Raw genomic sequence first — 19379 nt, forward strand, 5'->3', positions numbered from 1 at the left:
ACTCGCTGAACGCTCAAACACAAAATCGTCTCCGGCGCACTTGGCTCAAGCTATACCTTTGTAGCAACTGTTTTAAGGTAGTCTGGCTATACCTGTTCTTGTTGTCATTTCGACCAACGGGAGAAATCTGATACAAGCTATAGGTATCATCCAGATTTCTCACTGCCGTTCGAAATAACAGTTATAAGGCAGTAGCCTGAAGTCCCCCTCCGAAGGGGGCAGGGGGATGACTACTCAGCAGCTATAAAACAAGAACTGTAGCTATAGCAGGAACAGGCTCCCCTCCTTGGATAAGGAGGTGCAGGGGTGGTTGGATCCGGAGCTGTAACCGTGCAGAATCTCTAGTAATGAAGTGTTAACCCAAACAATTACTTATTCTAGAAAATGCAATAGCGACATTCACCGACACAAACAATTTCCCTTAAATAGAGTATCTCTCTATACCTCCCCTAACGCTATAAAACGATGAAATCTTCCCTTTTGAATCGGCGCTTGTCGCCTGACGAATCCGCGGCTGCAGGCAATGACCTTCCTTCTTCGAGCGAGTACCTGGACAGCTCGGGCCGGGTCGATGAATGGAGCGGAGGCGTCCGGATGATCCCGATCACGACGCCTGCCGGGGAATTCAAGGTCTGGACGAAGCGGGTGGGCAATAACCCAAAGATAAAATTGCTGCTGCTCCACGGAGGACCTGGTGGTACGCACGAAGCCTTTGAGTGCTTCGACAGCTTTCTGCCAAAGGCCGGTATTGAGTATTATTACTACGACCAGCTGGGCTCCCATTACAGCGATCAGCCGGACGACACCATCCTCTGGGAAACAGCCCGCTTTGTAGAGGAGGTAGAGCAGGTACGCCAGGCACTTCAACTGGATAAGAGTAACTTTTACCTGCTGGGGCATTCCTGGGGTGGCATTCTGGCCATCGAGTATGCCCTAAAGTACCAGGAGCACCTCAGGGGGCTGATCATTTCGAATATGATGTCGGATATACCCGCATACAACAAATATGCCGATGAAGTACTGGGTCCGCAAATGAAACCGGAAGTGCTGGCCGAGCTGCTGCAGATCGAAGCGAATGATGACTTCGCTAACCCCAGGTATATGGAGCTGCTGCTGCCGAACTTTTATACCGAACATGCTTTACGCAAGCCCTTTGAGCAATGGCCCGAGCCAGCGGTGCGCATGATCAACCACATCAACCAGAAAATATACGTGCAGATGCAGGGCCCCAGCGAATTCGGAATCAGGGGAAATGCTACGCTGAAAAACTGGAGCCGGTCTGCAGATCTTCCTCAGATAAAAGTACCCACACTGACCATTGGTGGCCAACATGACACCATGGATCCGGCGTACATGCAATGGATGGCCGATCAACTTCCGAATGGCCGATACCTGCATTGCCCGGACGGAAGCCACATGGCGATGTACGACGATCAGCAGCGGTACTTTGAAGGGCTGATAAAATTTATGCGGGAGGTAGACAGGGGTGACTTACAAAAATAACGTACTTGCATACCTGATCACAGCATAAGACTAACCTGAAGGCGGCATTGCGATACTTTTTTCATATAGGCTATAACGGAACCAATTACAGAGGCTGGCAGCGTCACCCTTACGGCGTCAATGTGCAGCAAACCATCGAAAACAGCCTGAAACAAATCCTCAAGCATCCGGTTGCGATCGTGGGCTGCGGCAGAACGGATGCCCAGGTACATGCCAGCCAGTTTTTCTTCCACCTCGATGTAGAGGAACCCTGGGAATTTGACATGCTTTTCCGGCTGAATAAAGTTTTACCACCCGACATTGCCGTCTTCGACATCATCCCGATGGAAGGCCTGCCCCATGCCCGGTTCGATGCGACCAGCAGAAGCTATGATTATTTTATCCATACCTACAAAGACCCGTTTCTGAATGATGTAAGCTCCCTCTACCTGTTCCGCCACCTGGACCTGGATGCCATGAAAGCAGCCGCTGCCCTGCTCCCCCTCTACAGCGACTACAGGTTTTTCTGCATCACGCCGGCCGAACAGGACAGCACCATCTGTCACATCACGGAAGCCAGGTGGCTGGCTGACAGAAACGGCGATCGGTTACGCTTCCGGATCTCGGCCAACAGGTTCCTGGGCCGGATGATCCGGATTGTAGTGGGTAAACTGCTTCAGGTAGGTACAGGCGCCCTGTCTCTTGATGAGTTTGAAAGTTACCTGGCCACTGAAAATGCCCCGAAAGCCCTTACGCCGGCCTATCCGCAGGGACTATACCTCTCGAAGGTAACCTATACTTACCTGGACCTTCCGCCGCGCAGTTCCTTTTCAGCTATACTCCACAATCAAACGGATGCCGACTGGCTGGCAGTTTGAGAAAGCAAGCAGGCTTCTGCTCCATACCTTAACACGCGTGCTACTTTGTGACAAGTTGCAAAGTTACCCACCTGCTGCACTTTTGCTGCAGACTTCGCTGCTATACCTGCCACCCCTTCATAAAATCAACTTCCCCCATGACTTTGGCCTTCGCTTCTGCGTAAGTAGAGCTATTCAAACGCTGAACTATGGAAGAACAACTCGACAAAGAGATGGCTGTGTTTCACCAGGTATGCGAGGTGAACGAACTGGAGCCTGAGGTCATCACAAAAGAAGCCAAAACGCAGTTTCCGGATCGGTTCCGAAACGGGTCGGATGCTGAACACCTTATCCGGACTGCACTCGATTATCGTGCCCGGACTTTGATAAAAAGCATCGAGCCTGAAGCCGAAAATGAGGATAACCTGCAGGGAAATGCCCCCGCCTATACCATCGACGGAGATCCGGCCGCACCCAGTTTTGTGATAAACGAAGAAGCCATCCGCAACCAGTACGACACAGAAAAAGCTTCGAAAATAATTGATGCACTGGGACAGGTAAAGCTTCCGGTTACGGGCTGACACAAGCCGGCAGCTTCCTCCGTGTTAATTGGTATTTCCGAGCAGGCACCTGTCCGGCTATACCTGTTTCAATAGGCTAGCAGGCGCCCGCAGGCAATGACGGCCAGCCACACTACAATGGAGCAAACGGCTACCGCTTTGGCTGCCCCCGGCGTTGACCTGCCCTGCCACCCGGGCGTATCCGGAAAGAGAAACCGATGAAACAGGCCTGCATTGATTCCCCCTGCCAGCAGCAGGAGCATCTTCAGGTGGAAAACAGGGTCGGCTGCCAGCTCAACCGCATTGGTGCTGAACAAAAGCAGACCGGAAGGAACGATCAGGTATAGCCCTCTTCGGGACCAGGTCAGCAGGTGATGCGCTAAGTCGGGAACGGGCAGGGTGCGGGAGAAACCCAGCAGGCGCAGGTCGAAGAGGAAGGCGGCTCCTACCAGCAACACAATGCCCACAATGTGCACGATCTCCAGGAAGGGATACAACCACGAAGACTGCCGGATAGCAGCTGCCAGCGAGGTATCTTCCAGCCACTGCAGCAGCCCGGCGATCGTCGAAGCCACCCCTAGCGAAGCTCGATTTTTTTACCCCGCACAAAGATCCGCTCGGCGCGCATCTCGTCCTTCACCTCCTTGTGCGGATAGCCCACTACCCGCACCGAATCATCGGGTTGGAGCATCTCTTTTGTTAGTCCGCGGGCCGTCATTCTGCTCGGAGGGGCTAACACAACCGTCCAGGTCATACCCTCATGCTCCAGCGTCAGGATGCCATGTGGGTTTTCAAACGTTATTTTCTGCACCAGGCCGGTATAGTCCAGTTCTTTGGTCTGGTCGTAGTTTGCCCATCCGTGATGGAGCAGGGAAACAGCCATTGACAATGGAAAAAGCAGCGCCAGCAGCAGGTTGATCGGTAAGGCCATAAACATAAAGTTAACAGGTACAACAACTTATGTAAAAACGTATCCCAAGGCAGAAGGGTACACCGGAAATCCTTGCCCATCTGCAGCTGCTTTTCTGCCTGCTATACCTGCAACGTACGCCGACTGAAACGACTCCTGGGATACAGGTACTTTCTACAGGCTGAACAGCAGAGTTACCCGCATTTTGATTATTTTCACGGCCTTAGCTCCCTACTCCATGAACCGTTTTTTATCGAAAGAGCTGTCCGTCCAATTGCTTCGCAGGCTGCAGGCTGCCGCGCTGCCCACTGTGTATGAAGCCGATAAACACCGGCTGGTGCTCCCCGATGAAGCCGGTCGTGAGCAGCTATACTTCCGCTTGCCCCTGGTGCTCCCTCCGCCAGGTATAGTAGCAGACCAGGTGAATTATGTGGTACTGCTGATCCAGGCAGGAAACTGCGCGATGGGGTATTTTGAAAACGGCATCAACCTGGGCCACAAAGTGTTCCGCTCCTACATGGTGCGAAAAAAGCAGGGAAAGAGCCAGATAAAATACCTCAAAACCAAAGGCAAATCCCGGGCGGGTTCCAGGGTGCGGCTGGGAGAAACGGTCGAATTCTTTGAGAACATCAACGAAAGGCTTCAGGAGTACTTCGGGGAGCACGAGGTGCACCGCATCGCCATCAGTTGCTCCAAAACGCTCCTTCCCTACCTCTATCAATCCAAGGTATCCACCCCTTTTGACAAAAACGATCCGCGCCTGTACAAGATCCCCAAACACATCCATACCCCCATTTACGAGGTGCTACTGGATGCAAACAAATTTCTGATGAAAGGCGAGCTCATCTATGAAGAAGCGCAACAAGGGATCGTGGAGGAATGGCTGGGCGAGGCAGGAGAGCGACCGGAGGAGGAGCCTGAAGCGTAAGTACGGCATACCTGTCCGGTGAAACGCATCCGGTTCCCAGGGCAGCAGGGTTTCTCAAAACTTCGCCCGGGCTGTTTTATTTGCCCGGCATTGTTAATTAAATCTTTCCAAAAGGCCTCCAGACAGCTACAGGACATCTAAACATTCCTTATCTTTCAACAGGAAGTTTTTCTTTCAAACAAATCTCTGTTTTTTTTTGTATGCTTACTTACTAGGAGGCTTTCGGACGAGAAAAAGCAGGCAGTGGTTAGGCGCAGAAAATTTCCGGAAAGCGTTTATCAGTAAAAGAGCAGCCTGAGCCCAATCCATAAACCGTATAGCTAAATCCTGAGCCAACCGTGTTCTGCACGGCATCCGCTCCGACCAAATCAAAGCTAAGAATGAAATATGCCTCCCCCCTTTCACAAGAGATGCTTCAGGTTTTTGAATCCGTACCCGATCTATACCTGATCCTGTCTCCTGATCTGATCATTCTCACAGCCAGTGACGCATACCTGAAGGCTACGTACAAAGCGCGCAAAGACATCCAGGGGAAATCTTTGTCTGACGTATTTCCTGCCCATGCGGCGCACCCCGATCTGAATGCGTCGGACAATCTCAGACGATCTCTGGAATGGGTGCTCGACCGGAAGCAGCCCCACCAGATGGGGCATCAGCGCTATGATGTCACACAACCCGGACAGGCAGGGGCCCTGGAAAAATACTGGCTTCCTTCCAATACGCCTGTTTTGGATAGCGCAGGAAATGTGCTCTATATCATCCATAAGCTGGAAGACATCACCGAACGCATTCAACAGAGGCAACAACAGGACGCAGCCGACCAGGATGCCACTGCCCCGGCCAAAACCAGCCAGCAAAGCGAGGGGGCAGCGTTGGCAGAAGCCCAACTGCAACGCAGCCTGCTTCAGGCCCTGCTGGATCAGGCACCGGTCGCGATGAGTTTGTACAAGGGCACGGACCAGGTGATCGCGATGGCCAACCCTTTTATGTGCCGCATCTGGGGCCGGACATCCGAACAGGTACTGGGTAAGCCGCTGATGCAGGCGCTTCCGGAACTGGAGGGCCAGGATTTTGACCGGCTCATCCGGGAGGTATACACCACAGGTATACCGTTCATAGGCAAAGAAACACCCGCCCGGATGCTGCGCGCGGGCAAACTGGAAACCAATTACTACAACTTTATCTACCAGCCCCTCTACAACGGGCAAGGCGATCTGCTGGGTGTATTCAACGTAGCCGTCGAGGTGACCGAGCTGGTGGTAGCCCGAAATCAGGTCGAAAAGAGCGAAAGGGAGCTTCGCAAACTCTACAACCAGCTGGCGGAAGCCAACAACGAGGTCTCGGCATCAAACGAAGAATTGCGGGCCATCAACGAGGAACTGCTCCAGGCACAGGATGCACTTCAGATCCTGAACCGGGAGCTCGAAATACGAGTAGCGGACCGGACCCAGGAGTTGCAACTGGCAAAAGCTGAAATCGAAAGTGAGCGCAACCGTCTGCAACAGCTTTTCACGCAGGCAGCAGCTCCTATCTGTATTCTCAGCGGAGCGGACTTCCGGTATGAATTCGTTAACCCTGCTTATCAGCAGCTGTTACCGGGTCGTACACTTCTAGGTAATCCGTTGCTGGGAGAAGCACTCCATGAGCTGGCTGCCCATCCGTTTGCAGATGCTTTGCGGCACGTGTATCGGACCGGGAAGACGTTCGAGAAAAAAGAGGAGCTGATTCCGGTAGCACGCTACGAGGACGGCCCTATAGAAGACCGTTATTTTAATTACACCCTACAGGCACGCCGGGATGAAGCAGGCCAGGTAGACGGCATTATCATTTTTGTGTATGAAGTGACAGAACAGGTAGAAGCGCGAAAGGCAGTTGAACAAAGTGCCGAACGTTTGTTGCTGATTACGGACGCGCTGCCCGTGCTGATCGGCTACCTGGACAAGGAAGAGAAATACCGGTTTGCCAACAAAGCGTATGAGGCATGGTTTAACCAGAATCCGGCAGACCTGCTGGGCCGGCCTGTGCGCGAAGTGGTGGGCGAAAAAGCCTACCAGGGTGTGAAAGGATACATCGCCCGGGCGCTGGCCGGGGAGCGGCTGAACTTCGAATCCAGGATGCCATACCGGGAGGACTTTGTAAAATACATCAGCACCAGTTATGTGCCCGATATCCGGAACGGACAGGTCGAAGGCTTCTATACGTTGGTCAGCGATGTGACCGAGCAGGTAGAAGCCAGAAGAACGGTAGAAAAAAGTGCCCTGCAGGCCAAAGCCATGGCCCAGGAGCTGAGCATCGCCAATGAGCAGCTCATTCGCATCAATGTGGACCTGGACAACTTCATTTACGCAGCTTCCCATGATCTCAAAGCGCCTATCACCAACATTGAGGGGCTGATGCGCATCCTCATCCAGTCCCTGCCGCACGAGTTGCTGGCAGCAGAAGGGCTGGAAGGCGTCACGGGTATGATCCAGGATTCCATTGAACGCTTCAAGCGCACGATCGACCACCTGACAGAAGTGACCAAACTGCAAAAAGAACACAACCAGGAAGCTGTGCTGATCGATATTTCGGATGTGATACGGGAAGTACTGCTGGATATTTCGGATCAGTTGAAATCGGCCGACGTGCAGTTGGATATTGACACCGGTGCCTGCCCGGGCATCAGCTTCTCCATTAAGAACCTGCGCTCTGTCGTGTATAACCTGCTGTCAAATGCAATTAAATACCGCGCTCCCGACCGGAAACCGGAAATACGTATTTCCTGCAAGCCAGAGGCCGAGTACACGGTACTGACTGTACAGGATAATGGACTGGGGATGGACTTGACCCGGGACCAGAAACTCTTCACGATGTTCGGCCGCCTGCACGACCACGTAGAAGGCTCCGGCGTGGGGCTCTATATGGTCAAAAAGATGGTGGAGAATGCCGGGGGAAGGATCCAGGTGCAAAGCCAGAAAAATGTTGGCTCCACCTTCAGCGTCTTTTTCAAAAGATGAGCCCGGGGAGGCCAGGCCAGCTTTCATAATCGGGCCATCCGGCCCGAAGCTTTTAAATAAGGTATAGCGGAGCCTTCCTGGAAGAGCAGTTATACCTTTACGCCGGCGCTATACCTTAATGGCGGATGATCCTGCCGTCCTCCATCTCAATGATACGCCCGCTGCTTTGGGCAAAACCTTCGTCGTGGGTGACGATGAGCAGGGTCTGGTTGTGCACCTGGGCAAGCTCCTTGAAAATATCAAACACCATGTCGCTGTTCTTGGTGTCCAGGTTGCCGGTTGGCTCGTCGCCCATGACAATGTGCGGATCGTTGATGAGTGCCCGGGCAATGGCAACGCGCTGCTTTTCACCGCCCGAAATCCGGTAGGCCATTTTGTTAGCCAGGTGGCCAATCCCCAACATCTTCAGGCGCTCCATGGCCCGGTGCTCCACTTCCTTTTCACTGTACCTGCCCAGTTTCAATCCGGGCAGCATCACATTCCGTAACACCGAAAACTCGTTGAGCAGGTAATGAAACTGGAAAACAAAGCCGATCTTCTCGTTCCGGATGCGGGCCAGTTCGGCATCCGTCCTGCCTCCCATCGGTTCCTGGTCTATGAGCAGTTCGCCTTCATAATCGGTATCCATGGTGGAGAGGATGTAGAGCAGCGTGGACTTGCCGCTGCCTGACTTGCCAATGACGGATACGAACTCGCCTTTGCTGATCGAGAAGGTAATATCGGTGAGCACCTGCACCGTAACCGGGTCATGAAATTCCTTGTTGATGTGCCGGGCCTCCAAGATTGTTTCGAGCATGTTATTTCCCTCTGATTATTTCCACCGGATCTACTTTGCTGGCCTTCCGTGCCGGGAAGAAACCGGCAAAATACGTAGTGATCAGCGAAAAGAAGCCCCCGATGAAGTAGTACACCGGGTCGTAGTTGACCGGGTAGGTTTTGATAGTTGGCAGCGCGGCGGTGTTGAAGGGAATGCTGTCGATGATAACAGAGAGCACAAAGCCAACCACCAGCCCCACCATACCTCCGAAAAAACCAATGCTCAGGGCAATCACCAGGAAGACCAGGTTGACATCCCGGCCAGAAAAGCCCGTGGCTTTCAGGATAGCAATCGAGTCCATCTTCTCATAGATCATCATGTTGAGGATATTGAAAATGCCAAAGCCCGAAACGATGAGTAAGGTAACCCCGACCGCGTACGATATCAGTGTCCGGATATTGCTGCCTGTTTCAAACTGCGCATTGGCTGTCTGTATGTCTTCCGCATCGATCCGAAACACATGCGCATACTCCTGGGCAACAGCAGGGGCCAGATCCAGGTCGTTGAGTTTTATCTGGATATCGGTAAAATAATTGGCCGGTTTGCCCAGCAGTTTCTGGGTAGTGCCAAGCGAGGCATAGCATTGCACTTTGTCGATCTCCTGTATCCCCGACTGGAAATATCCCACCACTTTGAGCGAGAACCGCTCGCCCTGCACCGTCGTTACCTGCACCACATCCCCTATATCCGCCACCAGGATATCAGCCAGGCCTTTGCCCAGTATGATGCTGTTTGCCACGTTCTTGGCGTCGATGGCCGAACCGGCTGTCACGTAGTCGCGGAAGTTGAAGAGCCGCATTTCCTCTTCCACGTCGATGCCATTGATCATGCCGGTAATATCGATGGTGCCCTCGTTGAAGAATACCTGCGCCGTGAGTTTGGGAGTTGCCCCTAATACCCGCGCATCTTCCTTCACCGCCTGCATGATGGGCCCGCTGTTGTAGATTTCCTGCCGGGTTATACCTGATTTGACCGAACTGATAAAATTGTAGGAATCCCTGTATTCGGAGGATGCATTGACAGGCTGGTTCTCGCTGGGCTTGATCTCGTTGTAGAGGCGCACGTGCGGCGTGCGGTTCAGGATCAGGCCATCGAGCATGTCGTTGAGCCCGTTCATAAAACCGAGCAGGGTAATGAACATGGCGATACTGAAGGTCACGCCAACGGCAGCCACCAGGGTTTGTCCCCAGCGGGCCAGCAGCAGCGACCGGGCTATCCCAAAGATGAGCTTACTGTTCATTGCACAGGTTTTACAATCACATTTTCTTTCGTCAGCCCGTCCAGTATCTCTACTTTCCGGTAATCCTTGAGCCCAGTTTTCACCGGCACTTTCTCCTCGTCTTCTGTCAGCACAAAAGAGCCTTCGAGCAGGTAGTCGCGCGGGATGGTGAGGGCATTTTCTTTCTCCTGTATGATGATGTTGGCTTCGGTGGTGAGGTTGGGATAAAGCGCAGGCGGGGAGGTCACAAAACTGGCTTCCACGGTAAACGACCGGGTTCTTTCGTTCATAGCCGGGTTGATCTTGTATACCTTTGCTTCAAATACCTGCCCTCTGTAACTATCCAGGTTGAGCAGTACTTTCTGTCCGGGCTTGACGCGGGCTATGTCGTACTCATCTACCTGCAGCTCGAGTATAAATTCATCGGCATCGCCGATCACTGCGACCGGGCTCTGCGGACTGACCATCTCCCCCTTCTCCTTCAGCACACTGTATACCTTGCCACTGAGCTCGCTCTTCACGGTATAGTCATCGGACATGGTCTGGCTGATCTGCAGGTTCTTCTGCGATTGCCTGGCGGCGAAGTCCAGCTGTTTTTTCAGGTCCTGGTAGCGCAGAATCGCGGATTTGTAGGCCGTAACTGAATTCTTAAAGCCCAGCTCCCGCTGCTCCAGTTCGACGCGGGTGCCGATCTGGTTGGCCCACAGGTTCCGCTGCCTGACCAGCAAAAGTGAATCATTCTGCTTTTTGATACGGGCCAGGTTGATGGCCTCCTGCAGCTCGTTCAGCTTTTCGGTGTTGGCGCTGACACGGGCATATTCGGCAGCCAGTCGGGCATTTTCGGTGCTCAGGCGCGCTGCTGTATTCTCTACCTTGAGGAGCGGATCGCCCGGCTTCACCACATCTCCCTCGGTCACAAGTATCTGCTGTATGGTGCCACTGACGGTCGGGAAAACCTGGTGCTGGTCCTTGCTCTTCACGATGCCCGAGGCATAAACGGATTCGGATATATTTTCGACAGTAGGCGTTGTCTTTTCCTGCTCTCCTTTGCAGGAAGCCAGAATCAGAAAAACAAAGGCATACAGCAGGTATGGTTTCATGGGATCAGGTCGGACAATGGGCAACACCTCTTTATTTGATTTAAATTTAACTCTTGCAGGGCAAAAAATTATACTTTATCCCGAGAATTCCTGAAGACAAAAAGCTTGCCCCTCCTACAACCGACCAAATAAGATTAAGTTTTCGCTTACCGGGCCTGTTACCTGGATGTACCTGCAATAGCGCTCTCCCTGACCGTATGTGCATTTTAATCCTTTGTTAACCGGTATTGTGTTATCTTTGCAGGCACAATACAGCGTGCAAGCTTTATATAGTATTTTTGGATTAAGACCAATGGAGCACGAATTCAGACATTTTAAAAACAGCCTTGGGCGTACCTATTGCACTGTGCGGTATTTTTCGAGTGATACCTTCCTTTCTATTATCTGGAAAGGAACCGCACCGGAAGAAAGCATCAAAGAAGTAAGAAACAGCATGGTTGAACTTTTGGCGATGAAAGGATGTGGTGCGGTTGTCAATGATGTGCAGGAGTTTTACAGTGCATCCACCGAAGTGCTGGCGGAGTTGACAGAATCGGACTGGGACAAGGAAGCACACAGACTGGGAGTACGCTACATTGCGCATGTATTAAAGCCGGACACAGACATGCCTGCTGCTTCGCCACAAGCCCTTGACGGCCCAAAGATAAAGTACTTCTTTGATAAAATAGAAGCCGTGAATTGGATACAACAGGTTACGCGCAGCTAGCACTGGCTTTCAGGTAGGCAGATCTCGTAGTAAACAGCCCGCACGGCCGCAGCGGAGACAGAAGGTCAGGACCTGCTGGACCGGTCGATATCTTTTCCCATATCCTCAACCTGCTTCATAAAGTCATCTACCGTTTCATCTGCATAGGTTCCGTAGGCATCCGAGATCGTTCCTTTTGCCCCGGTTGCAGTCTCCACGACATAGAGAATAGCCATATCACCCGGGTAGGACTCTCCTTCAAAGCGGTAAAAATTCACGATCTGCAGCTGATCCGGCGTAAAACATTCTTTCTCGTCGAGCGTGCACAAGTGGCGCCCGTCTTCTGAAACTTTGAAATCCTGATCATACCCTTCCTGGCGAAGCCTGGAGAGGACAGTGACCATGGACGTGAGTTCTTCTTTGTCTTGCATCATCCGAGTCATTTAGTTTTTAAGGGGCTGAAACAGCATCCCCTTATACGCAGCTCCTACGAAAGAAGCAGGCACAAATTTCACATCCGCCTGCATGCAGCCGTATACCTGCCACTCCTTCACAGGGCTTATTTTTGTATTAAAAAGCAGGCGCCGGCAAATTTTATTTCCCCTACATGGAAATAAAATGCGGATATTTGTGCCTTTATTTTACCTCAATGCAATTAATTAATAAACAGCGCATCTCCCTTAGTTTGTTCTTTCTACTTGCCGGATTTAACTTTTCCAGTTGGGCCTCCCGCATACCTACTATCAAGTCAGCCTTAGACCTGAATGAAGCGGAATTAGGCACGATCCTGCTGACCATGCCGGTGAGTTCGTTGATCGGGCTTCCCCTATCGGGCTGGCTCGTATCCCGGTTCGAAACCAGAGTACCTCTGGCCGTGGCCTTCCTGCTGAACTCGCTTTGTCTGGTCCTCATCGGAATGGCTAACACCTCCTTTGCCCTGATCATCGCTCTGTTCCTGTTCTCTCTAACCATGCGGATCTTCAATATTTCCGTGAACACACAAGCTATTACGCTGCAGAAACAGTACGACCGCAAAATCAACGGCTCCTTTCATGGGCTTTGGAGCACTGGCGGCATCCTGGGGGTCGGCTTCACCACCCTGCTGGTTTCCCTGGATGTGGCCATGCTCCCCCATTTGCTGAGCGTTTCGGTTGTGTCGGTCCTGGTGGCCCTTCTGTCTTACCAGTTCCTGCTGCGCAACGACCGGTCTCCTGCCGGCACCAGGCTGGCTTTCGGCAAGCCCGATCCCTACATTCTATACCTGGGCTTGCTGGTGTTCTTTGCGGCGGTGTGCGAAGGCGGCATGTTTGACTGGAGCGGGATCTACTTTCAGCAGGTGATCCAGGAGGAGGTGTTCACGGCCGGCTACCTGATATTTATGTCCTTTATGGCGCTTTCCAGGTTTGTCTCCGACCGGATCATCGAGCGGATCGGTATGTCCACAACCTATATGCTGAGTGCCGGGCTGATATTTTCGGGCATCATCCTGTCCATTGTGTTCCCCAGCTTCTGGCCGGCCATGATCGGCTTTTCACTGGTAGGGTTTGGTACTGCAGCCGTTATCCCGATGACCTATACCTTGGCCGGGGCTTCCAAAAAGTATTCCCCAGGTATAGCCATCTCCCTGATCGCCACTTTTGGTATAGTCGGTATGCTGATCGGCCCGCCGATGATCGGATACCTGGCCCATGCTTTCAGCCTGAAGGTATCCTTCATCGCTTTCGCTCTTGCCGGCATGATGCTCATTCCTATTTCCAGGATGTTCTTTAAGCTGGAGAGATCCGAACAGCCCGTCTAGGTTTGCGGGCCCCGCCTGCAAAGCAACAAAGCACGGTAGAGTTAGAGCTGCCTTGTATACCTAAAAAGCCATCAGGTGCCATCCGGTTCGCGCAGAACAGATGGCACCTGATGGCTTTCCTTTAGCATTTCTTAGAGCTGCTGCTAAACCTGCCCGCCGGCTAGTCCTCGTCTTCCTTATTTCCCCGGTTTAGCAGGACAACGGCTGCAGTGGCTACAGCAGCTAGTACGGCTACTTTGGTGATCAGGCCGGACCGGTTGTATTTCCAATCTGCATTCCAGCCTTTTTCGGCAAAAATGTTGGGCACCTGTCCCTGGCTGAAATCATCCAGCACACCTTCCACCACATTGACCCGGTCAGCCAGCAGCAGGGGCAGCCAGTGCAGGTAGCTGTTTTCGCTGTACTTGAAAGCAAAGCGCCGGATCATACCACTCAGGCCACTTGGCGGCGTGGAGGTTCCGAATACGGCAGTCACGTTGGGGCGTTCGATGGAATGGAGCACTTCGACGTTGATCGGCTGTTGCGCCGGCCGCTCCCAGCTATAGCCTTCCTGCTCAGCGTCGGTACGGTGTTTCATGGGGTAGGTAGGATCGTTCTTGGGATCTGCGTCTATTCCCCATCCTTTTATATGCGAGTAATCTTTTGGTGTCTTTCCCATAATGTGGCTCTTTTACGATCTGGCTGATGGTGGAATAAGTACGGGCTTGATGCAATTGTCCAGTTTCTCGGAGAAGATATGGTAGGCATCGGCTACATCCTCCAACGGCACGCGGTGCGTGATCAGCGCTTTCGGGTTCAGGATTCCATTTTGTACATGGTCAATCAACCGCGGCAGCAGGCGTTTTACCGAAGCCTGGTTGGCCCGTATGGTGATGCCCTTGTTGACGACGTTGCCGATCGGCACGAGATTATCGGTAGGTCCGTAGATACCCACAATCGAAACAATTCCGCCTTTCTTAACTGAGTTGATGGCCCAGTGCAGTGCCGTAGCGGAACCTGCCTGCAACAGCAGCTTCCGGCCGGTGATGGTTTGCATGGTATTGCCTGTGGCCTCTGCTCCTACGGCATCGATGCACACGTCGGCTCCCATCCAGTCGGTTGCTTTCTTGATAAATACCACAGGGTCGTCCATCTCCTCATAATTGTAGGCTTCGCAGTTTGCATAGTTCCGGACGAACTCTAACCGGTACTCCACCTTGTCAATGACGATCACACGGCCGGCACCAAAAAGCCAGGCACACCTTGCCGCCATAATGCCGACAGGGCCAGCCCCGAATACCACCACTGTATCGCCTCGTTGTATACCTCCCATTTCCGCGGCCTGGTAGCCGGTCGGTACCACGTCGGTCAGCAGGACGGCATCGTCCGGATCCATACCTTCGGGTATCACCGTTGGTCCGACATTGGCGTAAGGCACCCGCACAAATTCGGCCTGGCCGCCTTCGTAGCCACCGGCTGTATGCGAATAGCCAAAGATGCCGCCCACGGCTGTCGCCTGTGAGTTGGATTCATGGCAGTTGCCAAAAAGTCCCTGCTTGCAGAAGTGGCATTTCCCGCAGGCAATGTTAAAGGGAACGATCACCTGATCGCCTACTTTCAGCTTCTCAACGGCTGAACCGATCTCTTCCACCACCCCGATGAATTCATGCCCGAAGGTCATACCTACGCGGGTATCGGGTACGTTGCCGTTATAAAGGTGGAGATCCGATCCGCAAATGCAGGAGCGGGTCACCCGCACAATGGCGTCCTGCTCATGCAGTATTTTTGGCATAGGTTTCTGGTCAATACGGACCCGTTGCGGACCCCGGTAGTTCATTGCCAACATATAACTTATTCCTTCCTGTTAAGTGAAACATACTTTGATTGAGGCGCATACTCCCGGCATGCGTCCTGGCTCCTGCTTGGGAACTGCCCCCTGTAGCACGGATAATTAAATACTTATCTCCTCTATCAAAGTTTCAAAAATTGCACTTATTACAGATAGTTATATATTTATATTATTCTATTCTGCTGGGTTCGGACGACTCGTAAAACTTCGCCGGAAACAGCCTCTCTGCAGTGCTGAGGTATGCAGGATGTTGCCTATACTTACTGTACTTCCGTCCCGTATAAACAGGCGTATCTATTATACTTAAGCACAAGACCTTGCGTAAGCTTATTGTCAAGACAGCGATCATTCTAGTCATCCTATACCTTCTCTTCATGAGCTTTTTATCTTTTCAGCAGGAGAGCCTGATCTTCTTTCCGGAGAAACTGCCTCCGGGGTATGTGTTCGAATTTGAGCAGGCGTATGAGGAGCTGTATGTGCCGGCAAAAGACGGGACCAAACTGCATGGTCTGCTCTTCAAAGTGGCTGCCCCCAAGGGGCTGGTATTTTACCTGCACGGCAATGCGGGTTCTGTCGCTTCCTGGGGTTGGGTGGCCAAAACGTATACCGATCTGAACTATGACATTTTTGTACTAGACTACCGGGGCTACGGCAAAAGCGAGGGGACTATCAGCAGCGAAAAGCAGTTTTATGAAGATGTGCAAGCAGCCTACGACCAGCTCAAAACAAGGTATGCCGAAAGCCGGATCGTGGTGGCCGGTTATTCGATCGGAACGGGAGCAGCTGCCATGCTGGCTGCCTCCAACAAGCCCCGGCTGCTGCTCCTGCAGGCGCCCTACTACAGCCTCAGCGACCTGATGAAAAATCTATACCCCATCGTGCCGGCCTTCCTGTTAAAATATAAGTTCGACACCTACCGTTTTATAGAAAAGACTGCAGCGCCCGTTGTCCTGTTTCATGGGGACCGGGATGAGATCATTTACCACGGCTCTTCCGAAAAACTGCGACAGCACCTTAAGCCCACCGATCAGGTGATCATGCTGAAAGGGCAGGGACATAACGGCATGAACGAAAACCCGGCTTATCAAAAGGAGTTAGCAAATGTGCTGGAGCGTGTCGAGTGAGGAAATACCAGGAGAGGCCGCTGTGGGAGATCGTTCCAGGAAGTAAAAACAAAAGCAAAGTTTACCAAGTACCTACTTATAAAAGCATAAAACTGAAATTAATGGAAGGGGTTTTCAACACAACAGGGAGATCAAATGTCTCCGATACCTATACCTATACACCTCAAAATGAGCAGGAAGCCTGGATCGCCATCATGCACGCCTGCATAGCGGTAGATGATGATGTGTCGGATGAAGAACTGGAAGAGCTGGCGCAAACACTGGCGGACAAAAAGCTATTCGACGGCCATGATATTATGGCGTATAGCAAAAGAGTTTTTTATGCGCATGCCCAGGTCGGAAGCAAATTACTCATCGACAACTCCGTAGACCACGTAGCGGTTGAGAACAGAGCTACTTTATTTGGGCATACCATCCAACTGGTGCTGTCGGATTGTGTGGTAACCGAGAAGGAAGAAGAGCTGATCCAGTACCTGTACTCGGCGTTAGATCTGGATGCCGCACAAGCCCATCAGATTGTAGAAGTCATCCTGATCCTGAACAAGGACAACGCGTGCTCCTAACTCAGAATGCCCAGAGCTATACCTGCCTGAAACAAGGAGCAGCACCTACCCCACCAACTCCCGGCTATACCTGCTGCGGTATTGCACGGGCGATAAACCGGTGATGCGTTTGAAGGTTGTCCGGAACGCTTTTGGGTCTGAGTAGCCTACCTGGTACATCACCTCATTCACATTGTCGCGGGAGGTTTCGAAGCTCATCTTGGCGGCCTCAATTTTGACACGCTGAATGTACTCTACGATCGAGTTGGCCGTCGCTTTTTTGAAGCGGCGCTCCAGGTTCCGGCGGCTCAGGGCGAGCATCGATGCCAGCTGATCCACTGTGATCTTTTCCTGGAAGTTCTGCTCTATGAATTCCTGCGCGGTGCGGATCTGGTCGTCTTCATGCTCCTTCTGCCCTTTGAAGATCATGAACTGGGACTGGCTGTGGCGCTCTATCTCTATCTGGAAGGCCTTCGACATAAAAATGGCGACATCCCGTCCGGCATATTTTTCAATCAGGTATAAGATGAGATTCAGGTATGAAAAAGCTCCACCACTGGAGTAGATCCCCTGCTCATCGGTAATGATGCTGTCTTCTACCAGGTGTACCTCCGGGAACATCTTCCGGAAGTCGTTGGCAGCCATCCAGTGTGTGGCACATTGCCTGCCGGTGATCAATCCTGTAGAGGCCAGCAGGAAAGCCCCCAGGCACAGGCTGGCGACCTCTGCCCCTGCGGTATGCTGCTGTATGATCCAGGGTATGAAATCCTGATTGTGCTCCAGCGCCTTCGGAATATCACCATCCAGGGCAGGAATGATGATCAGGTCGGTTTTCACAATGTCCTTTGCTACCACATCGGTATACACCGTGTAGATTCCCCCTGCCACCGATACGTTCTCGGATAGCCCTACCAGCTGCACATCAAACATAGCAGGCTTCCCCATGCTGCGCAGTAATTTGTTTACTTCCGTAAATACCTGTCGCGGGCCTTCCACACTGCCTAAAACGGCTCCTTTGGGTACCAGAATCGAAATGTGCTTCATCGGTTGTAGTGGCTTTTTTATCTGCTTGTCATCCTTTACTGTTGCTGTTTTCAGCTTTTTTCAGGCTCTCAGCATGCGCTCTAAGGTATACGATTTTATTTTCGCAATCAACCCCAACGGTGGGGACCAAAAGGCCTGGAAGTTGGTGTAGTCTGTTAGGAAATGTGTCTCCCGATTGCTTCCCAAAGTGATTAATTGGTAGGGCGACCGGTCAGCAGGTTATATAGTGAATAGTCAGGTTCAATGTGGATGGTCAATGAATGCAGAATTTTCAACCGGTGAATTTGTAGACTAGTTTGTTTGAAATGAGCGGTGTCGTGTTTCATTCACTGACCTAAAACAAAAAGGAGCGCAAGCGCTCCTTTTTGAATTCTATACCTTATTTAAAAACGGTCTGAGGTATTTGCTTTCCCCACCGCTTCGAAATGAGTCGCCTGCTTGATAGTTTTTTCCTTTCCTTCGGCATCCTCATACGAGCGCTCTTCCACCTCCACGGATAGCGACTTGCCCTTCAGCTCTTTGGTGTCTACTTCGGCTTTGTCTATACCCAGTGCTTTTAAGAAAGAGGCCAGTATGGGCTGTCCCGGCTCGCTCAGGTAGAAGCGCTGGTTCACAAAACCTTCTTCGTTTTCGAGGCGGCAGTTGATGAACGGGATGTCTTTGTTTTCGCTCCGGCCTTCTTCCACTTCCGTGATCTTTACCACATGCCTGCCTTCCGTCAGAAATGGCTTTTCATCTATTTTCAGTTTCATATTATTTTGCTTTTTGCTAATTATATACGCAAAACAATACCACCTGTTACAGATTATTCTTAATATGGCCTTAATTTACTAATGCTATTAGCAAGCAAGATCATTTATTCTGATTCGGTCCATTCAGCTTACCTCCCATATCCACCTTATACCTTCCGATTGGATACAAAAGCGCTGGCTTCCCGGTGCAGGTCCATCCGGAATCCATTCCGAAGAGGACTATCATCTTTTTAGCAGAGGACTTCTATACCTCGCAACAGCTGACTGCCCTTGCAGGTATAGCTGATGGCCCCGGCCTGCTGAACTGAGTGTAGCAAACGCTATTATTTTAGCAAAGCATATGAGCTATACCTGCCAGAGGATTTGCAAAGCCAGAACAGGCAAACGGCAGCGACAGGCTCCAGGACTGCGCTAAGGATAAAGCTTAGGTATAGCGAGGATGTAGGTCACCTTCGGCCCGCCTTCCCCGGCGCATGGCCGCATCCACACTCCAGATACCAGCCCCACGTGCAGCCATATAAAGGAACAGCAAGCAGTACAGCAGCGCCATTTCACCCTGGTTGAGTAACGGATTCCAGCCTTGCGGAACGTGGGCCATAAAAAAAGCCACGGCCATTTCACCACTTGCAATAAAGGCTGCCCAGTCGGCCAGCAAACCAATGGCGATCATCAGTCCTGCCACCAGTTCAATGATGCCAGCCACCCCCATCATGGAGGCTATTTCCACGGTCTGGCCG

At 51.9% G+C, this 19379-nt stretch carries 20 protein-coding genes; 9 read left to right on the top strand and 11 right to left on the bottom strand.

Annotated features, from left to right (window positions below):
- Nucleotides 1-465 precede the first annotated feature (465 nt).
- The 3 genes from OB13_RS09590 (at nucleotide 466) to OB13_RS09600 (ending at nucleotide 2920) form a co-directional block, all read left to right on the top strand.
- Nucleotides 466-1503, top strand: coding sequence for a proline iminopeptidase-family hydrolase (locus OB13_RS09590; protein WP_461489944.1), 1038 nt, complete (start codon nucleotides 466-468; stop codon nucleotides 1501-1503).
- A gap of 47 nt (nucleotides 1504-1550) precedes the next feature.
- Entirely contained in the window at nucleotides 1551-2360 is an 810-nt protein-coding gene (locus OB13_RS09595; RefSeq protein WP_461489945.1) for a tRNA pseudouridine synthase A, read from the top strand.
- 188 nt (nucleotides 2361-2548) lie between these two features.
- On the top strand, nucleotides 2549-2920 hold the full coding sequence (locus tag OB13_RS09600; RefSeq protein ID WP_461489946.1) for a hypothetical protein: 372 nt from the start codon (nucleotides 2549-2551) through the stop codon (nucleotides 2918-2920).
- 68 nt (nucleotides 2921-2988) lie between these two features.
- Here OB13_RS09600 and OB13_RS09605 read toward each other — a convergent pair whose 3' ends face one another.
- Nucleotides 2989-3474 (bottom strand): DUF6644 family protein, encoded by a 486-nt coding sequence (locus OB13_RS09605; RefSeq protein ID WP_461489947.1) that lies wholly within the window; start codon nucleotides 3472-3474, stop codon nucleotides 2989-2991.
- Between the two features lie 2 nt (nucleotides 3475-3476).
- A complete protein-coding gene (locus OB13_RS09610; protein ID WP_461489948.1) occupies nucleotides 3477-3830 on the bottom strand; it encodes a DUF6152 family protein in 354 nt (117 codons plus the stop codon).
- A 217-nt stretch (nucleotides 3831-4047) separates the two neighbouring features.
- On the opposite strand from OB13_RS09610, the gene OB13_RS09615 reads away from it, so the two are divergent.
- On the top strand, nucleotides 4048-4737 hold the full coding sequence (locus OB13_RS09615; protein WP_461489949.1) for a hypothetical protein: 690 nt from the start codon (nucleotides 4048-4050) through the stop codon (nucleotides 4735-4737).
- 410 nt (nucleotides 4738-5147) lie between these two features.
- Nucleotides 5148-7733 (top strand): PAS domain-containing protein, encoded by a 2586-nt coding sequence (locus OB13_RS09620; RefSeq protein WP_461489950.1) that lies wholly within the window; start codon nucleotides 5148-5150, stop codon nucleotides 7731-7733.
- Between the two features lie 115 nt (nucleotides 7734-7848).
- Here OB13_RS09620 and OB13_RS09625 read toward each other — a convergent pair whose 3' ends face one another.
- The 3 genes from OB13_RS09625 to OB13_RS09635 are packed head-to-tail and all read right to left on the bottom strand — an operon-like array spanning nucleotide 7849 to nucleotide 10869.
- Nucleotides 7849-8529, bottom strand: coding sequence for an ABC transporter ATP-binding protein (locus OB13_RS09625; protein WP_461489951.1), 681 nt, complete (start codon nucleotides 8527-8529; stop codon nucleotides 7849-7851).
- A 1-nt stretch (nucleotide 8530) separates the two neighbouring features.
- Nucleotides 8531-9790, bottom strand: coding sequence for an ABC transporter permease (locus tag OB13_RS09630; RefSeq protein WP_461489952.1), 1260 nt, complete (start codon nucleotides 9788-9790; stop codon nucleotides 8531-8533).
- Nucleotides 9787-10869, bottom strand: coding sequence for an efflux RND transporter periplasmic adaptor subunit (locus OB13_RS09635; protein ID WP_461489953.1), 1083 nt, complete (start codon nucleotides 10867-10869; stop codon nucleotides 9787-9789). The genes OB13_RS09630 and OB13_RS09635 overlap by 4 nt, the downstream gene beginning before the upstream one ends.
- A 346-nt stretch (nucleotides 10870-11215) precedes the next feature.
- Here OB13_RS09635 and OB13_RS09640 point away from each other — a divergent pair, with 346 nt between their 5' ends.
- Nucleotides 11216-11575 carry a hypothetical protein gene (locus OB13_RS09640; protein ID WP_461489954.1) on the top strand — a complete coding sequence of 120 codons (360 nt, stop codon included), beginning with the start codon at nucleotides 11216-11218 and terminating at the stop codon, nucleotides 11573-11575.
- 65 nt (nucleotides 11576-11640) lie between these two features.
- Here OB13_RS09640 and OB13_RS09645 read toward each other — a convergent pair whose 3' ends face one another.
- Nucleotides 11641-11988, bottom strand: coding sequence for a hypothetical protein (locus OB13_RS09645; RefSeq protein WP_461489955.1), 348 nt, complete (start codon nucleotides 11986-11988; stop codon nucleotides 11641-11643).
- A 215-nt stretch (nucleotides 11989-12203) separates the two neighbouring features.
- Here OB13_RS09645 and OB13_RS09650 point away from each other — a divergent pair, with 215 nt between their 5' ends.
- On the top strand, nucleotides 12204-13352 hold the full coding sequence (locus OB13_RS09650) for an MFS transporter (protein ID WP_461489956.1): 1149 nt from the start codon (nucleotides 12204-12206) through the stop codon (nucleotides 13350-13352).
- 160 nt (nucleotides 13353-13512) lie between these two features.
- Here the strand turns inward: OB13_RS09650 and OB13_RS09655 are convergent, their stop codons facing one another.
- Nucleotides 13513-14010, bottom strand: a complete 498-nt coding sequence (locus tag OB13_RS09655; RefSeq protein ID WP_461489957.1) for a hypothetical protein — start codon at nucleotides 14008-14010, stop codon at nucleotides 13513-13515.
- Nucleotides 14011-14022: 12 nt separating this feature from the next.
- Nucleotides 14023-15177 carry a zinc-dependent alcohol dehydrogenase gene (locus OB13_RS09660; RefSeq protein ID WP_461489958.1) on the bottom strand — a complete coding sequence of 385 codons (1155 nt, stop codon included), beginning with the start codon at nucleotides 15175-15177 and terminating at the stop codon, nucleotides 14023-14025.
- 320 nt (nucleotides 15178-15497) lie between these two features.
- Here OB13_RS09660 and OB13_RS09665 point away from each other — a divergent pair, with 320 nt between their 5' ends.
- A complete protein-coding gene (locus tag OB13_RS09665) occupies nucleotides 15498-16304 on the top strand; it encodes an alpha/beta hydrolase (RefSeq protein WP_461489959.1) in 807 nt (268 codons plus the stop codon).
- 101 nt (nucleotides 16305-16405) lie between these two features.
- The gene (locus OB13_RS09670) at nucleotides 16406-16867 is read left to right on the top strand and encodes a tellurite resistance TerB family protein (RefSeq protein ID WP_461489960.1); all 462 of its coding nucleotides are present in this window, start codon (nucleotides 16406-16408) and stop codon (nucleotides 16865-16867) included.
- 45 nt (nucleotides 16868-16912) lie between these two features.
- Here the strand turns inward: OB13_RS09670 and OB13_RS09675 are convergent, their stop codons facing one another.
- The 3 genes from OB13_RS09675 to OB13_RS09685 form a co-directional block, all read right to left on the bottom strand.
- The gene (locus OB13_RS09675) at nucleotides 16913-17890 is read right to left on the bottom strand and encodes a GlxA family transcriptional regulator (protein WP_461489961.1); all 978 of its coding nucleotides are present in this window, start codon (nucleotides 17888-17890) and stop codon (nucleotides 16913-16915) included.
- Between the two features lie 383 nt (nucleotides 17891-18273).
- Nucleotides 18274-18642 (bottom strand): hypothetical protein, encoded by a 369-nt coding sequence (locus OB13_RS09680; protein ID WP_461489962.1) that lies wholly within the window; start codon nucleotides 18640-18642, stop codon nucleotides 18274-18276.
- A 424-nt stretch (nucleotides 18643-19066) separates the two neighbouring features.
- The coding region (locus OB13_RS09685; protein ID WP_461489963.1) for a DoxX family protein at nucleotides 19067-19379 on the bottom strand (313 nt) is incomplete at its 5' end.

The sequence above is a fragment of the Pontibacter sp. HJ8 genome (genome assembly GCF_054824225.1).

Coding starts and splice junctions, on each gene's coding strand:
- OB13_RS09660 (WP_461489958.1), bottom strand. CDS start 15,177: ATGTTGGCAATGAACTACCGGGGTCCGCAACGGGTCCGTATTGACCAG.
- OB13_RS09625 (WP_461489951.1), bottom strand. CDS start 8,529: ATGCTCGAAACAATCTTGGAGGCCCGGCACATCAACAAGGAATTTCAT.
- OB13_RS09670 (WP_461489960.1), top strand. CDS start 16,406: ATGGAAGGGGTTTTCAACACAACAGGGAGATCAAATGTCTCCGATACC.
- OB13_RS09615 (WP_461489949.1), top strand. CDS start 4,048: ATGAACCGTTTTTTATCGAAAGAGCTGTCCGTCCAATTGCTTCGCAGG.
- OB13_RS09650 (WP_461489956.1), top strand. CDS start 12,204: ATGCAATTAATTAATAAACAGCGCATCTCCCTTAGTTTGTTCTTTCTA.
- OB13_RS09590 (WP_461489944.1), top strand. CDS start 466: ATGAAATCTTCCCTTTTGAATCGGCGCTTGTCGCCTGACGAATCCGCG.
- OB13_RS09600 (WP_461489946.1), top strand. CDS start 2,549: ATGGAAGAACAACTCGACAAAGAGATGGCTGTGTTTCACCAGGTATGC.
- OB13_RS09620 (WP_461489950.1), top strand. CDS start 5,148: ATGCTTCAGGTTTTTGAATCCGTACCCGATCTATACCTGATCCTGTCT.
- OB13_RS09630 (WP_461489952.1), bottom strand. CDS start 9,790: ATGAACAGTAAGCTCATCTTTGGGATAGCCCGGTCGCTGCTGCTGGCC.
- OB13_RS09655 (WP_461489957.1), bottom strand. CDS start 14,010: ATGGGAAAGACACCAAAAGATTACTCGCATATAAAAGGATGGGGAATA.
- OB13_RS09680 (WP_461489962.1), bottom strand. CDS start 18,642: ATGAAACTGAAAATAGATGAAAAGCCATTTCTGACGGAAGGCAGGCAT.
- OB13_RS09675 (WP_461489961.1), bottom strand. CDS start 17,890: ATGAAGCACATTTCGATTCTGGTACCCAAAGGAGCCGTTTTAGGCAGT.
- OB13_RS09645 (WP_461489955.1), bottom strand. CDS start 11,988: ATGATGCAAGACAAAGAAGAACTCACGTCCATGGTCACTGTCCTCTCC.
- OB13_RS09635 (WP_461489953.1), bottom strand. CDS start 10,869: ATGAAACCATACCTGCTGTATGCCTTTGTTTTTCTGATTCTGGCTTCC.
- OB13_RS09610 (WP_461489948.1), bottom strand. CDS start 3,830: ATGGCCTTACCGATCAACCTGCTGCTGGCGCTGCTTTTTCCATTGTCA.